The organism is Pseudomonas sp. CLCA07 (genome assembly GCF_053615335.1).
This window is the reverse complement of the sequence record NZ_CM132131.1, coordinates 3,126,648-3,140,559: the sequence shown is the minus strand read 5'-3', so window position 1 is coordinate 3,140,559 and position 13,912 is coordinate 3,126,648. Positions and strand designations below refer to the sequence as shown.

Below are 13,912 nucleotides of genomic sequence, written 5' to 3'. Positions count from 1 at the left end.
ATGAAAATCATCATCCTCGGTGCGGGGCAAGTCGGCGGTTCGCTGGCAGAACATTTGGCCAGCGAAGCCAATGACATCACGGTGGTCGACACCGACGGCGAACGCCTGCGTGACCTCGGTGATCGGCTGGACATCCGCACCGTTCAGGGCCGCGGCTCACTGCCGACGGTGCTGCGCCAGGCCGGTGCGGACGATGCCGACATGCTGGTGGCCGTGACCAACAGCGACGAAACCAACATGGTGGCCTGTCAGGTTGCACACACGCTGTTCCATACGCCCACCAAAATCGCTCGCGTGCGCGAAGCTTCTTATCTCACGCGCTCCGAATTGTTCGATAACGACGCGATCCCGGTCGATGTGCTGATCAGCCCGGAACAAGTGGTGACCAACTACATCAAGCGCCTGATCGAGCATCCGGGCGCCTTGCAGGTGATCGACTTTGCCGAAGGCAAAGCGCAGTTGGTCGCAGTGAAGGCGTACTACGGCGGGCCGCTGGTGGGCCAGCAACTGCGACAGTTGCGCGAACACATGCCGAATGTCGAAACCCGCGTCGCCGCGATTTTCCGCCGTGACCGGCCGATCCTGCCGCAGGGTGACACCGTCATCGAGGCGGACGACGAAGTGTTTTTCATCGCCGCCAAGGCCAATATTCGCGCCGTGATGAGCGAAATGCGCCGGCTGGATGAAACCTACAAACGCATCGTCATCGCCGGGGGCGGGCAGATCGGTGAGCGTCTGGCCGAGGCCATCGAAAACCGCTACCAGGTGAAGATCATCGAGATGAACCCGGCTCGCTGCCGCCATCTCTCGGACACCCTCGACAGCACCGTGGTGTTACAAGGCAGTGCCTCCGACCGCGACTTGCTGATGGAAGAGAATATCGCCGACGCGGATATCTTCCTGGCCCTGACCAACGATGACGAAGCCAACATCATGTCTTCGCTACTGGCCAAGCGCCTGGGCGCGAAGAAAGTGATGACGATCATCAACAACCCGGCGTACGTTGATTTGATTCAGGGCGGCGACATCGACATCGCCATCAGCCCGCAACTGGCGACCATCGGCACCTTACTGGCCCACGTGCGCCGTGGCGATATCGTCAGCGTGCACTCATTGCGCCGGGGAGCTGCGGAGGCTATTGAGGCAATTGCCCATGGCGATGCGAAGTCGAGCAAGGTGATTGGCAAGGCCATCGAGAACATCGGTTTACCGCCGGGTACGACGATTGGCGCGATTATTCGTGATGAAGAAGTGATCATTGCGCATGACGATACCGTGATCGAAGCGGGCGACCATGTGATTTTGTTCCTTGTGGATAAAAAGCATATTCGCGATGTGGAGAAGTTGTTTCATGTGGGGTTGAGCTTCTTCTGATCCTTTAGACCGCCTTCGCTGGCAAGCCAGCTCCTACAGAGGATCGCGCATAACCTGTAGGAGCCGGCTTGCCGGCGAAGACGATTTTGTAAACGACACCCATTCGGAAATATCGCCATGCTCGAATCCCTGGAAAAAATGCTCGCCAAGGGTGTGGATAACTCGCTGCTACGCTTCGGCTTGGGTAAGGGCTACCTGGATCTCGGGGAAAACGCCAAGGCTGCCGAGCATTTTCAGCGTTGCGTCGAATTCGATCCGAAGTATTCAGCGGCCTGGAAGCTGTTGGGCAAGGCCTACCTGGCGCTGGAGGATTCCGCGTCGGCTCGCAAGGCGTGGGAACAAGGTCTGGAAGCCGCCCGTGTCCATGGCGACAAGCAGGCAGAGAAGGAGATGACGGTGTTTCTGAAGAAACTTGAGCGAAACGCGCACTGATCAGAGATAACGCAGGCCAATCCCTTCGCCATCCACCTGAATCACTTCCATGCGCACACGCGGCGCACCTGTGGGTAAGTCCTGCACCTGCCCGTAAACCACCGCGCCTTTAGGCAACGACGACAAGCCCGGATGCTTGACGTAGACGCCCGTGGTTGAAAGGTTGCGTGTCTGACCCAGGCATTCGCCGAAGCTTACATGACTGATTTTGATGCGAAACGATTTGCGGTGTTCGGACATCTGCTGCGCCCTTTAATGAACAGCTGTGGATAACCCTGACCCCAAGATTATCCACAGATCATGCCAATAGACTCAATACCAGCGTGCTTCACCCGGCGGACGCTTCTTGAAGCGCTTCATGCTCCACATGTACTGGCTTGGATATGCCCGCACATAACGCTCGACCACTTGGCTCATGGCCGCGCAGGACGTCTCGGTATCGGTGCTGTACATGGCTTCTGGCGCCGCTTCCAGGATGACTTTGTAACCCGAACCGTCCGGCAACCGCAGCGCATGCAGGAACACGCCGACCGCTTTGCCGCCCGCGAGCATGTTCGGCACGAACTTGCTGGTCAGCGCCTGGGTGGCGAAGAAGGGCACGAAGATCCCGGCAGATTCGGCCGGTTCCGGGTCAGCCGGAATGCCCACTGCACCACCTTTGCGCACTTCCTTGATCACGCTGAGGATGCCTTCCTTGGTGGAAGCAGCTACCCGGTTGCCCAATTGCACCCGCTGTTTGCGCAGCAACTCGTCCACAGCCTTCAATTTCGGTGGCCGGTAAAAAATGATCGGTTTGCACTGGTTGCAATAGAAGTGGTTCAACACTTCCCAGTTGCCCAAGTGGCTGGTGATGCCAACGACACCTTTGCCGGAGGCGAGGGCGTCCTTCAACACGTCAAGGCCTTCGACTTCGCGCACCAGATCAATCGAGCGCTGGGCCGGCCAGATCCAGGCGCAGGCGCTTTCGGTCAGGGATTTACCGATGTCCTTCAGGCTCTGGCCGACCAGACGCTCACGCTCGGCCGGGTCCATGTCCGGGAAACACTTGGCCAGATTGATCCGCACCACGTCGCGGGAACGGTTGGGGGTTTTCCACATGGCCCAGCCAATCGCCGAGCCCACCGCTTGCACTGCCCGCCACGGGAGCAGGGCAAACAGCCGCAGAGCGCCTACCAGCAAGGCGCCTTTAAACTTATCCACAGGTCACTCCTGATTTTGTGCTGTGCGCGAGGCGGCTATTCTAACCGCCGTTCGCCAAGGTCGCGTAGCGATCGCAATCGCGGGTGTGGTCCATGACCATGCCCGAGGCCTGCATCAGCGCATAACAAATCGTTGGTCCGACGAACGTAAAACCGGCCTTTTTCAGGCCTTTGCTCATCTCCACCGCCACCGGCGTGACCGCCGGCACTTCGGTGCGATCCTTGAAATGATTGATCACAGGCGTACCGCCGACGAAGGACCAAAAAAAATCCACCGGGTCCTCCAGCGCCAGCCATGCCTGGGCATTGCGCCGGGCGGCGTTGAGTTTGAGGCGGTTGCGGATGATGCCTGGATCGAGCATCAATTCATCGATTTCCGCGTCGCTCATCTGCGCCACGCGCTGTACGTCGAAGCCGAACAACACCTCGCGATAACGCTCACGTTTACGCAAGACCGTGATCCATGAGAGGCCGGCCTGGAACCCTTCGAGCAAAAGCAACTCGAACAAACCCTGCGCATCGCGTAGCGGCGTGCCCCACTCCTGGTCGTGATAAGCCATGTACAGCGGATCTTCGGAACACCAAAAGCAGCGTGGCATAAGGCTCCAGGGGGCGTGCGCAGCAATGAATCGGGTATACTCCCGCTCTTTAAATCGCAGCCCAAGAAACAGGTGAATTTCGTGAGCCAGCCTACGCCAGCCGTGCGTACCTTCCAAGACTTGATCCTCGCCCTCCAGCAATACTGGGCCGAGCAAGGTTGTGTGGTACTTCAGCCCTACGATATGGAAGTAGGCGCCGGCACTTTCCACACTGCTACATTCCTGCGCGCCATTGGCCCGGAAACCTGGAACGCCGCTTATGTGCAGCCCAGTCGTCGCCCGACTGACGGCCGCTACGGCGAAAACCCGAACCGTCTGCAGCACTACTACCAGTTCCAGGTAGTGCTGAAGCCGAACCCGGACAACTTCCAGGAACTGTACCTGGGCTCCCTCAAGCACGTCGGCCTGGACCCGCTGGTCCACGACATTCGCTTTGTCGAAGACAACTGGGAATCGCCAACCCTCGGCGCCTGGGGTCTGGGCTGGGAAGTCTGGCTCAACGGCATGGAAGTGACGCAATTCACGTACTTCCAGCAAGCGGGCGGCATCGAATGCTACCCGGTGACCGGCGAGATCACTTACGGCCTGGAACGTCTGGCCATGTACCTGCAAGGCGTGGACTCGGTCTACGACCTGGTCTGGGCTGACGGTCCGTTCGGCAAAGTGACCTATGGCGACGTGTTCCACCAGAACGAAGTGGAGCAGTCGACCTACAACTTCGAGCACGCCAACGTCGAGAAGCTGTTCGAACTGTTCGATTTCTACGAAAGCGAAGCCAAGCGCCTGATCGAACTCGACCAGCCGCTGCCGTTGCCGAGCTACGAAATGGTGTTGAAGGCCTCCCATACTTTCAACCTGCTGGATGCGCGCCGGGCGATCTCCGTGACCGCGCGTCAGCAATACATTCTGCGTGTGCGCACCCTGGCGCGTTCCGTTGCGCAAGCCTACCTGCTGGCTCGCGCCAAGCTGGGCTTCCCGATGGCGACCCCGGACCTGCGTGATGAAGTACTGGCCAAGCTGGAGGCTGCACAATGAGTGCTCTGGATTTTCTGGTTGAACTGGGCACTGAAGAACTGCCACCCAAAGCCCTGAACACCTTGGCCGAGGCGTTCCTCGCCGGTATCGACAAGGGCCTGCAAGCCGCCGGCCTGAACTACGAGACCAAAACCGTTTACGCCGCGCCACGTCGCCTGGCGGTACTGATTACGTCGCTGGCCACCCAGCAACCGGATCGCAGCATTAACCTCGATGGTCCGCCACGTCAGGCTGCGTTCGATGCTGAAGGCAACCCGACCCAAGCGGCACTGGGTTTTGCCAAGAAGTGCGGCGTCGAGCTGAGCGAAATCGATCAGAGCGGCCCGAAACTGCGTTACAGCCAACGTATCGCTGGCAAGCCGACCTCGAGCCTGCTGCCGACCATCGTCGAGGATTCGCTGAACGACCTGCCGATCCCGAAACGCATGCGTTGGGGCGCTCGCAAAGAAGAATTCGTTCGCCCGACCCAATGGCTGGTGATGCTGCTCGGTGACCAGGTCATCGACTGCACCATCCTTGCCCAGAAGGCTGGCCGTGATTCCCGTGGTCACCGCTTCCACCACCCGGAAAACGTGCGCATCACCTCGCCGGCCAATTACCTGGCCGACTTGCGGGCCGCTTATGTGTTGGCCGATGCCAACGAGCGTCGCGACATCATCAGCAAGCGCACCGAAGAACTGGCCACCCGTCAGGAAGGCACGGCGATTGTTCCGCCGGCGCTGCTCGACGAAGTGACCGCGCTGGTTGAATGGCCAGTGCCGCTGGTGTGCTCGTTCGAGGAGCGTTTCCTCGACGTGCCGCAAGAAGCGCTGATCACCACCATGCAGGACAACCAGAAGTATTTCTGCCTGCTGGATGCCGACGGCAAGTTGCTGCCACGTTTCATTACTGTGGCCAACATCGAAAGCAAAGACCCGCAGCAGATCATCGCCGGTAACGAGAAAGTGGTCCGCCCACGTCTTACCGACGCCGAGTTCTTCTTCAAGCAAGACAAGAAACAGAAACTCGAAGACTTCAACCTGCGCCTGCAAAACGTGGTGTTCCAGGAAAAACTCGGCAGCGTCTACGACAAGGCCGAGCGCGTTTCCAAACTCGCTGCGTTCATCGCGCAACGCATTGGCGGCAACGCTGCATGGGCTTCCCGTGCCGGCCTGCTGTCCAAGTGCGACCTGTCGACCGAGATGGTTGGTGAGTTCCCGGAGATGCAAGGCGTCGCCGGTTACTACTACGCCCTCAATGATGGCGAACCGGAAGAAGTCGCCCTGGCGCTGAACGAGCAGTACATGCCGCGCGGTGCTGGCGCTGAACTGCCGACCACCCTGACCGGTGCGGCCGTGGCCATCGCCGACAAGCTCGACACATTGGTGGGCATTTTCGGTATCGGCATGCTGCCAACCGGCAGCAAAGACCCGTATGCCCTGCGCCGTGCAGCGCTGGGTGTGTTGCGCATCCTGATCGACAAGAAGCTTGAACTCGACCTGAACGACGCCGTGGCCTTCGCCGTGGATGCATTCGGTGCCAAGATCAAGGCTGCCGGCCTGAACGACGCCGTGCTGGAGTTCATCTTCGACCGTCTGCGTGCCCGTTACGAAGACGAAGGTGTCGACGTGGCAACCTACCTGTCGGTTCGTGCCCTGAAGCCGGGTTCGGCGCTGGACTTCGACCAGCGCGTACAAGCGGTAGAGGCCTTCCGCAAATTGCCGGAAGCCGCTGCCCTGGCCGCCGTGAACAAGCGCGTATCGAACTTGCTGAGCAAGGTCGAAGGCTCCGTTCCGACGGTGGTCGAAGCCAAGTACTTCGACAATGCCAATGAGTTCTCCCTGTACTCGGCGATCCAGCAGGCTGACCAGGCTGTCCAGCCGATGGCCGCTGCGCGTCAGTACAGCGAATCGCTGGCTCGCCTGGCCGCCTTGCGCGAGCCGGTGGATGCGTTCTTCGAAGCCGTAATGGTCAACGCGGAAGATGCCAAGGTCCGCGCCAACCGTTATGCATTGCTGGCGCGTCTGCGTGGCCTGTTCCTCGGCGTCGCTGATATTTCGCTGCTGAGCTAAGGGGCTGCTGTTGAAACTGCTGATTCTCGATCGCGACGGGGTGATCAATTACGACTCCGACGCTTACATCAAGTCGGTGGAGGAGTGGATTCCACTCCCCGGTTCGATCGAAGCCATCGCGCAGTTGAGCAAGGCCGGCTGGACGGTAGCGGTCGCTACCAACCAGTCGGGCATCGCTCGCGGCTATTACGACATCGCCACCCTGGACGCCATGCACGAGCGCTTGCGCTCGTTGGTGGCGGAGCAGGGCGGTGAAGTCGGGCTGATCGTCTATTGCCCACACGGGCCGGACGAAGGCTGCGATTGCCGCAAGCCGAAACCCGGGATGTTGAAAACCATCGCCGAGCATTACAACGTGTCGCTGACCAATCTTTGGTTCGTTGGCGACAGCCTTGGTGACCTGGAAGCCGCCAAAGCCGTCGATTCACAGCCAGTTTTGGTAAAGACAGGGAAAGGCGAAAAGACGTTGGGCAAGTCCCTGCCGGTAGGCACCTTGATTTTTGACGATCTGGCGGCGATTGCCGCAGAACTTATCCACAATTAAAGTGCTTCGATTGTTCCGATTAAGGACTGATCGGGAGTGCGCTTATAGACGGGCAGAGCCCGCACGGTAAACGTCACCATGTCGATACTGCAGGCCATCAGAACCTTCCTCTTTTACCTTCTGCTGGGCACCAGCTCATTGCTCTGGTGCAGCCTGAGCTTTTTTATCGCGCCGTTTCTGCCATTCAAGGCGCGTTATCGTTTCATCAACGTGTACTGGTGCCGCTGCGCCTTGTGGCTGAGCAAAGTGTTCCTGGGCATCAGCTACGAAGTGAAGGGTGCCGAGAACGTGCCTGATCAGCCCTGCGTGATTCAGTCGAACCACCAGAGCACGTGGGAAACGTTCTTTCTCTCCGCTTACTTCGAGCCGTTGAGCCAGGTGCTCAAGCGTTCATTACTGTATGTACCGTTCTTCGGCTGGGCCATGGCCATGCTGCGACCGATCGCCATCGACCGCGACAATCCCAAAGCCGCGCTCAAGCATGTGGCGAAGAAAGGCGATGAACTGCTGAAGGATGGCGTCTGGGTGCTGATCTTTCCTGAGGGGACTCGCGTTCCTTTTGGCACTATCGGCAAGTTCTCACGCGGTGGCACCGCGTTGGCCGTCAACGCCGCGCTTCCGGTACTGCCGATTGCGCACAATGCCGGCAAGTTCTGGCCAAAAACCGGTTGGGCGAAGAAGCAGGGTGTCATCACCGTGATCATCGGCGCACCGATGTACGCAGAGGGTAGCGGGCCTCGCGCCATTGCCGATCTGAACGACCGGGTGCAAGCATGGAACGAGCAGATGCAACGGGAAATGGGTTCGCTGCCGGCAGCCCCGGCAGCACCGACCGCCAGTGATCAAGTGGCTGTCTGAGATTCTGTGGATAACCTGTGTACCGTTTTCTCGAAAATCAGCGTTTTTGTTTTGTAAGATAATGATTTGTATACATATTTCTTAAACACATAAAACGCCGAAAATGGTGCATAAGTTTTTTCGGGGCGCAAAAAAACCGGCTGATATAGCCGGTTTTTTTATGCCCGTCGTTTGCGGTTTTCCACGCTATGGTCTACGGCGGGAGGCGGTAATACTGGACAACCTTCAATCGACTTGGTTGGTCAGGGTTGTAACATTTCATCTCCTCAGCCGATTCCTTTAGACTCCAGCCATTGGCTCATAGGGCGCTGCTTTTGCTCTATAACGGATGTCTAAATAAATTCTTATGAAAAAAATAATCGATACCCTTCGAAATCATTATTGGAAGAAATGGATTCGTAGGCATAAATGCAAAGTGGCAGGCGGTGTGTTGTCGTTGTTCAAGAGATCGACGCTGACCCTGGAAGAGGGGGTTTCTCTCGGGTATGTGGTCATAGAATCAAAAAAACTGGAAATCGGTGCTCATACCTATATCAGAAGTGACTGCGTCCTTTCGGCAGTGTCCTCTATCGGGAGATTCTGCTCTATTGGCAGTGGATGTTTTATCGGACAGCAAAAGAGTTCACATCCGTCAGACTGGCTCAGTTCACATCCTTTCCAGTACACCGATACAGGTCTGATTTTCGATCCCGAAGTTGCTGATGTAACGATTGGGCATGATGTCTGGATTGGACACAGTGCGATGATCCTGGAAGGGGTCACCGTCGGCACAGGTGCAATCATCGCCACCCGCGCCCTGGTTGCCCATGATGTACCGCCCTACGCTATCGTTGCCGGGATCCCTGCAAAAGTTGTCAAATATCGGCATGCACCTGAGCTAATTGAAGAATTGATCAGTAGTCAGTGGTGGAATCATGATGTCGAGTTGCTCAAGACGTTACCGTTGAATGATCCTCAGGCCACGTTAGCGCTATTGGCAGATAGCCCTGAAGAAAGTCGTGCTAACTATCAGCAGATTCAAATCACACGCAAAAAGTGCAGCGTTCTGCCCACGTTGTAAATCTATAGGGATATTGTTCCCGTCTTAAACACAGACAAAAAAAAGGCCAACGTTAAACGTTGGCCTTTTTAGTTTGGCAGGTTCTCTGGATCAGAAGTCCAGGTTCGAAACCGCCAGGGCATTGCTTTCGATGAAGTCACGGCGAGGTTCGACCGCATCACCCATCAGGGTGTTGAAGATCTGGTCTGCGCCAATGGCGTCTTCGATGGTCACTTTGAGCATCCGGCGCTGGCTTGGGTCCATGGTGGTTTCCCACAGCTGATCCGGGTTCATTTCACCCAGACCTTTGTATCGCTGGATGGTGTGACGCTTGGTGCTTTCAGCCATCAACCATTCAAGGGCTTCCTTGAACTCGGTGACCGGCTTCTTGCGCTCGCCACGCTGGATGTACGCGCCGTCGTCGAGCAGGGTGCTCAATTGAGCGCCCAGGGAAACGACCGTTTTATAGTCGTTGCTGCCGAAGAAGTCGCGGTTGAAAGTGACGTAGTTCGACAGGCCGTGGGAGATCAGTTCGACCTCTGGCAGCCAGACGTTACGTTCACGGTCTTCACGCAGGCTGGCTTTGTAGACCAGGCCGGATTTCTCGACGGTGCGCAGGCGAACTTCGTATTGAGCCAGCCAATCCTGCATCGCTGCATGATCGGACAGTTGGTCCATGCTCACCGCTGGCAGGTAGATGAAGTGCTCGGTCAATTCCTGTGGGTACAGGCGCGACAGACGCTTGAGGGTCTTCATTACCAGACGGAAGTCATTCACCAGGCGCTCGAGGGCAGGTCCGGAAATACCCGGAGCGTCCTCGTTCAGGTGCAGGCTCGCATCTTCCAGGGCCGACTGCGTCATGTACTCTTCCATGGCGTCGTCGTCTTTGATGTATTGCTCTTGCTTGCCTTTTTTGACCTTGTACAGCGGTGGCTGGGCGATGTAGATATAGCCGCGCTCGATCAGCTCCGGCAACTGACGGAAGAAGAAGGTCAGCAGCAGGGTACGGATGTGCGAACCGTCGACGTCAGCATCGGTCATGATGATGATGTTGTGGTACCGCAGCTTGGCGATGTTGTACTCGTCGCGGCCGATGCCACAGCCCAGCGCGGTGATCAAGGTACCCACTTCTTGCGAAGAGATCATCTTGTCGAAGCGCGCCTTCTCGACGTTCAGGATCTTGCCCTTGAGCGGCAGGATGGCCTGGGTGCGGCGGTTGCGTCCCTGCTTGGCGGAGCCGCCAGCAGAGTCACCTTCCACGAGGTACAGTTCGGACAGCGCAGGGTCTTTTTCCTGGCAGTCAGCCAGTTTGCCCGGCAGGCCAGCGATATCCAGCGCGCCTTTACGACGGGTCATCTCACGGGCTTTACGCGCCGCTTCACGCGCACGTGCCGCATCGATCATCTTGCCGACGACCAGTTTGGCTTCGTTCGGGTTTTCCAACAGGAAGTCGGAGAAGTATTTGCCCATTTCCTGTTCGACCGCGGTCTTCACTTCGGAAGACACCAGCTTGTCTTTGGTCTGGGAGCTGAACTTCGGATCCGGTACTTTCACCGAAATGATCGCGGTCAGGCCTTCGCGGGCATCGTCACCGGTGGTCGCGACTTTGTGTTTCTTCGCCAGACCTTCGGCTTCGATGTAGGTGTTCAGGTTACGCGTCAGTGCGGAACGGAAACCCACCAGGTGAGTACCGCCATCGCGCTGTGGAATGTTGTTGGTGAAGCACAACAGGTTCTCGTTGAAGCTGTCGTTCCACTGCAGGGCGATTTCCACGCCGATGCCGTCTTCACGCTGGATGTTGAAGTGGAACACCTGGTTGACCGGAGTCTTGTTGGTGTTCAGGTATTCAACGAACGCACGCAGGCCGCCTTCATACTTGAACAACTCTTCCTTGCCGCTGCGTTCATCCTTGAGGACGATGCCGACACCGGAGTTGAGGAAGGACAGTTCACGAATCCGCTTGGCCAGGATGTCCCAGCTAAAGTGGATGTTCTTGAAGGTTTCAGCCGAAGGCTTGAAGTGAATCTGAGTGCCCGTGGTTTCGCTCTCGCCAACGATCTTCATCGGCTCTTGCGGAACACCGTGGATATAAGTCTGTTCCCAGATCTTGCCGCTGCGGCGAACGGTCAGGATCAGTTCTTTGGACAGTGCGTTCACCACCGACACACCTACACCGTGCAGACCGCCGGATACTTTGTAGGAGTTGTCGTCGAACTTACCGCCGGCGTGCAGCACGGTCATGATGACCTCGGCTGCCGAAACGCCTTCTTCTTTGTGCACGTCTACCGGGATGCCACGACCGTTGTCGCGAACGGTGATGGACTCATCCGGGTGAATGATGATGCTGATGTCGTCGCAGTGGCCGGCGAGAGCTTCGTCGATCGAGTTATCGACCACTTCGAACACCATGTGGTGCAGACCGCTGCCATCGTCGGTGTCACCAATGTACATACCGGGACGTTTGCGTACGGCATCCAGGCCTTTCAGCACTTTAATGCTCGTTGAGTCGTACGTATTTTCTTCGCTCAATGCCTTCACTCCCGATGGTCGTGGGTCTGGGTGATACGGCCCTGTTCCACGTGGAACAGAGCGACTGGCGTTTCCGTCTGCCAGCCTTCCCTCAATAATTCGTGATCTACACAGGTGATAAAGACCTGGCAGCGTAAGTCTTCCAGCAAGCGGCAAAGCGCGCGGCGGTGTTGCTCGTCCAGCTCGGACGGCAGGTCATCCACCAGATAAATACACTGGCCGCGTCGGGCCTGGCTAACCAAGTGCCCTTGGGCAATCCGCAATGCACAGACCACCAACTTCTGCTGACCCCGGGACAAGATGTCCGCGGCATTATGTGCGCCCAGTCTTAGGCGCAAATCAGCGCGTTGTGGTCCGGCCTGGGTGTGACCCATTTGCTGGTCCCGTTGAAGAGACCCAGCGAGTACGGCACTCAGTTCGCGGTCTTTGTCCCAGCCTCGGTAATAGCTGAGGGTCAAACCTTCAAGCTCAACCAATTCGCTCAAGGTCTGTTCAAAGACTGGTTTCAAGGCTTTGATGTAAGCGCGGCGGTATTCATCGATTTCAGCGCTGGCCTGACACAGTTCCCTGTCCCAAACCGCTTGCGAAACGGCGTCAAGTGTACCATGTCGCAGCCAAGAGTTTCTCTGGCGCAGGGCCTTCTGCAAGCGCTGCCAGGTGGACATGAAACGCGGTTCCACGTGGAACACGCCCCAGTCGAGAAACTGCCGGCGGATCTTCGGCGCACCTTCCAGTAAGCGAAAGCTGTCAGGGTTGATCAGCTGGAGTGGCAGGATCTCTGCCAATTGCGCCGCACTGCGAGCATTCTGACCGTCGATGCGGATCTGAAATTCACCCTGACGGTCACGCGAGATGCCCAACGCGCTGTGCCCACCCTCAGCCAATTCAACCTGGCCAAACACGGTGCACGCCAATTGCTCGTATTGAATCACCGGCAACAGACGGCTGCTACGGAACGAACGGGCAAGCCCCAGCAGATGAATGGCTTCCAGAACACTGGTTTTGCCGCTGCCGTTGGCGCCGTAAAGAATGTTGATTCGGGGGGAGGGGGAGAAGGTCACCGGGTGCAAATTGCGCACCGCGGTGACCGAGACGCGACTTAGCGACATCTAGCTTCTGCTGAACATGATTACAGGCGCATCGGCATGACAACGTAAGCCGAGTCGTCGTTGTCGGACTCTTGCACCAGCGCACTGCTGTTGGAGTCTGACAGGATCAGGCGAACTTGCTCAGTGGTCATCACGCCCAGCACGTCGAGCAGATAGCTCACGTTGAAGCCGATTTCCAGATTGCCACCGTTGTACTCAACGCCCACTTCTTCTTCCGCTTCTTCCTGCTCCGGGTTGTTCGCCTGGATTTTCAGCTGACCGTTGGCCAGTTGCAGACGGATACCACGGTACTTCTCGTTGGACAGAATTGCGGTACGGCTGAAGGCTTCACGCAGCGCCTGACGGTCGCCGAGTACCAGCTTGTCGCCGCCCTTAGGTAGCACACGCTCGTAATCCGGGAATTTACCGTCAACCAGTTTCGAGGTGAAGGTGAACTCACCAGTGGTTGCACGGATGTGGTGCTGACCCAGGACGATGCTGACGATGCCGTCCGGCTCGGTCAGCAGGCGTGCCAGTTCAAGGATGCCCTTGCGTGGAACGATGACCTGATGGCGATCCGGCTGACCGATATCGGCCTGCATCGAGCACATGGCCAGACGGTGACCGTCGGTGGCCACGGCGCGAATGATTCCGGCCGAAACTTCCAGCAGCATACCGTTCAGATAGTAACGAACGTCCTGCTGAGCCATGGCGAAGCTGGTGCGCTCGATCAAGCGACGCAGTTTGCTTTGCTCCAGGCTGCAAGTCAGCGAGCCCGGACCTTCTTCCACGGTCGGGAAATCGTTGGCCGGCAGGGTCGACAGGGTGAAGCGGCTACGGCCAGCCTTCACCACCAGCTTCTGTTCATCGACCTTGATGTCGATCAGCGCATCGTTCGGCAAGCTCTTGCAGATGTCCATCAGCTTGCGCGCTGGCACAGTGATGGAACCTGGATCCGCCGGCTCTTCAAGTTGCACACGACCGACCAGCTCGACTTCCAGGTCGGTACCGGTCAGCGACAATTGCTGGCCTTCGACAACCAGCAGCACGTTGGAGAGCACCGGCAAGGTCTGTCGGCGCTCAACGACGCCTGCGACCAGTTGCAGGGGTTTCAACAGGGCTTCGCGTTGAATGGTGAAATGCATGGTCTAGTCCCTTGCCTTA

General features: G+C 57.6%; 13 protein-coding genes. 7 read left to right on the top strand and 6 right to left on the bottom strand.

What is annotated here, in order from left to right; all coding sequences use genetic code 11:
* Both trkA and ACWGZX_RS14510 read left to right on the top strand, forming a co-directional pair.
* Positions 1-1,374, top strand: coding sequence for a Trk system potassium transporter TrkA (trkA, locus tag ACWGZX_RS14515; RefSeq protein ID WP_223519775.1), 1,374 nt, complete (start codon positions 1-3; stop codon positions 1,372-1,374).
* 117 nt (positions 1,375-1,491) lie between these two features.
* Positions 1,492-1,806, top strand: coding sequence for a tetratricopeptide repeat protein (locus ACWGZX_RS14510; RefSeq protein WP_452628790.1), 315 nt, complete (start codon positions 1,492-1,494; stop codon positions 1,804-1,806).
* Here ACWGZX_RS14510 and ACWGZX_RS14505 read toward each other — a convergent pair whose 3' ends face one another.
* From ACWGZX_RS14505 to tag, 3 genes are all read right to left on the bottom strand, one after another.
* Positions 1,807-2,046, bottom strand: coding sequence for a PilZ domain-containing protein (locus ACWGZX_RS14505; RefSeq protein WP_452628789.1), 240 nt, complete (start codon positions 2,044-2,046; stop codon positions 1,807-1,809).
* A gap of 72 nt (positions 2,047-2,118) precedes the next feature.
* On the bottom strand, positions 2,119-3,006 hold the full coding sequence (locus tag ACWGZX_RS14500) for a lysophospholipid acyltransferase (protein WP_452628788.1): 888 nt from the start codon (positions 3,004-3,006) through the stop codon (positions 2,119-2,121).
* A gap of 40 nt (positions 3,007-3,046) precedes the next feature.
* A complete protein-coding gene (gene tag / locus ACWGZX_RS14495; RefSeq protein ID WP_452628787.1) occupies positions 3,047-3,604 on the bottom strand; it encodes a DNA-3-methyladenine glycosylase I in 558 nt (185 codons plus the stop codon).
* Positions 3,605-3,685: 81 nt separating this feature from the next.
* Between tag and glyQ the strand changes: the two genes are divergently transcribed.
* From glyQ to ACWGZX_RS14470, 5 genes are all read left to right on the top strand, one after another.
* Positions 3,686-4,639, top strand: a complete 954-nt coding sequence (gene glyQ, locus ACWGZX_RS14490) for a glycine--tRNA ligase subunit alpha (protein ID WP_003213601.1) — start codon at positions 3,686-3,688, stop codon at positions 4,637-4,639.
* A complete protein-coding gene (gene glyS, locus ACWGZX_RS14485; RefSeq protein WP_452628786.1) occupies positions 4,636-6,690 on the top strand; it encodes a glycine--tRNA ligase subunit beta in 2,055 nt (684 codons plus the stop codon). Before glyQ ends, glyS begins: the two co-directional genes overlap by 4 nt.
* Before the next feature lie 4 nt (positions 6,691-6,694).
* A complete protein-coding gene (gmhB, locus tag ACWGZX_RS14480) occupies positions 6,695-7,234 on the top strand; it encodes a D-glycero-beta-D-manno-heptose 1,7-bisphosphate 7-phosphatase (RefSeq protein WP_452629019.1) in 540 nt (179 codons plus the stop codon).
* A 78-nt stretch (positions 7,235-7,312) separates the two neighbouring features.
* Positions 7,313-8,092 (top strand): lysophospholipid acyltransferase family protein, encoded by a 780-nt coding sequence (locus ACWGZX_RS14475; RefSeq protein ID WP_223519784.1) that lies wholly within the window; start codon positions 7,313-7,315, stop codon positions 8,090-8,092.
* A 346-nt stretch (positions 8,093-8,438) separates the two neighbouring features.
* Positions 8,439-9,152 (top strand): CatB-related O-acetyltransferase, encoded by a 714-nt coding sequence (locus ACWGZX_RS14470; protein ID WP_452628785.1) that lies wholly within the window; start codon positions 8,439-8,441, stop codon positions 9,150-9,152.
* A 90-nt stretch (positions 9,153-9,242) separates the two neighbouring features.
* Here the strand turns inward: ACWGZX_RS14470 and gyrB are convergent, their stop codons facing one another.
* From gyrB to dnaN, 3 genes are read right to left on the bottom strand one after another with little or no spacing between them, the layout of a single operon-like run.
* Positions 9,243-11,660, bottom strand: coding sequence for a DNA topoisomerase (ATP-hydrolyzing) subunit B (gyrB, locus tag ACWGZX_RS14465; protein WP_452628784.1), 2,418 nt, complete (start codon positions 11,658-11,660; stop codon positions 9,243-9,245).
* A gap of 5 nt (positions 11,661-11,665) precedes the next feature.
* Positions 11,666-12,769, bottom strand: a complete 1,104-nt coding sequence (gene recF, locus ACWGZX_RS14460; protein ID WP_123515478.1) for a DNA replication/repair protein RecF — start codon at positions 12,767-12,769, stop codon at positions 11,666-11,668.
* 20 nt (positions 12,770-12,789) lie between these two features.
* On the bottom strand, positions 12,790-13,893 hold the full coding sequence (gene dnaN / locus ACWGZX_RS14455; protein ID WP_017341709.1) for a DNA polymerase III subunit beta: 1,104 nt from the start codon (positions 13,891-13,893) through the stop codon (positions 12,790-12,792).
* Between the last annotated feature and the right edge of the window lie 19 nt (positions 13,894-13,912).

What these genes read in the sequence shown, in the direction of transcription:
- trkA (WP_223519775.1), top strand. Translation starts at nt 1, where the DNA reads ATGAAAATCATCATCCTCGGTGCGGGGCAAGTCGGCGGTTCGCTGGCA.
- ACWGZX_RS14510 (WP_452628790.1), top strand. Translation starts at nt 1,492, where the DNA reads ATGCTCGAATCCCTGGAAAAAATGCTCGCCAAGGGTGTGGATAACTCG.
- ACWGZX_RS14505 (WP_452628789.1), bottom strand. Translation starts at nt 2,046, where the DNA reads ATGTCCGAACACCGCAAATCGTTTCGCATCAAAATCAGTCATGTAAGC.
- tag (WP_452628787.1), bottom strand. Translation starts at nt 3,604, where the DNA reads ATGCCACGCTGCTTTTGGTGTTCCGAAGATCCGCTGTACATGGCTTAT.
- glyS (WP_452628786.1), top strand. Translation starts at nt 4,636, where the DNA reads ATGAGTGCTCTGGATTTTCTGGTTGAACTGGGCACTGAAGAACTGCCA.
- ACWGZX_RS14475 (WP_223519784.1), top strand. Translation starts at nt 7,313, where the DNA reads ATGTCGATACTGCAGGCCATCAGAACCTTCCTCTTTTACCTTCTGCTG.
- ACWGZX_RS14470 (WP_452628785.1), top strand. Translation starts at nt 8,439, where the DNA reads ATGAAAAAAATAATCGATACCCTTCGAAATCATTATTGGAAGAAATGG.
- recF (WP_123515478.1), bottom strand. Translation starts at nt 12,769, where the DNA reads ATGTCGCTAAGTCGCGTCTCGGTCACCGCGGTGCGCAATTTGCACCCG.
- dnaN (WP_017341709.1), bottom strand. Translation starts at nt 13,893, where the DNA reads ATGCATTTCACCATTCAACGCGAAGCCCTGTTGAAACCCCTGCAACTG.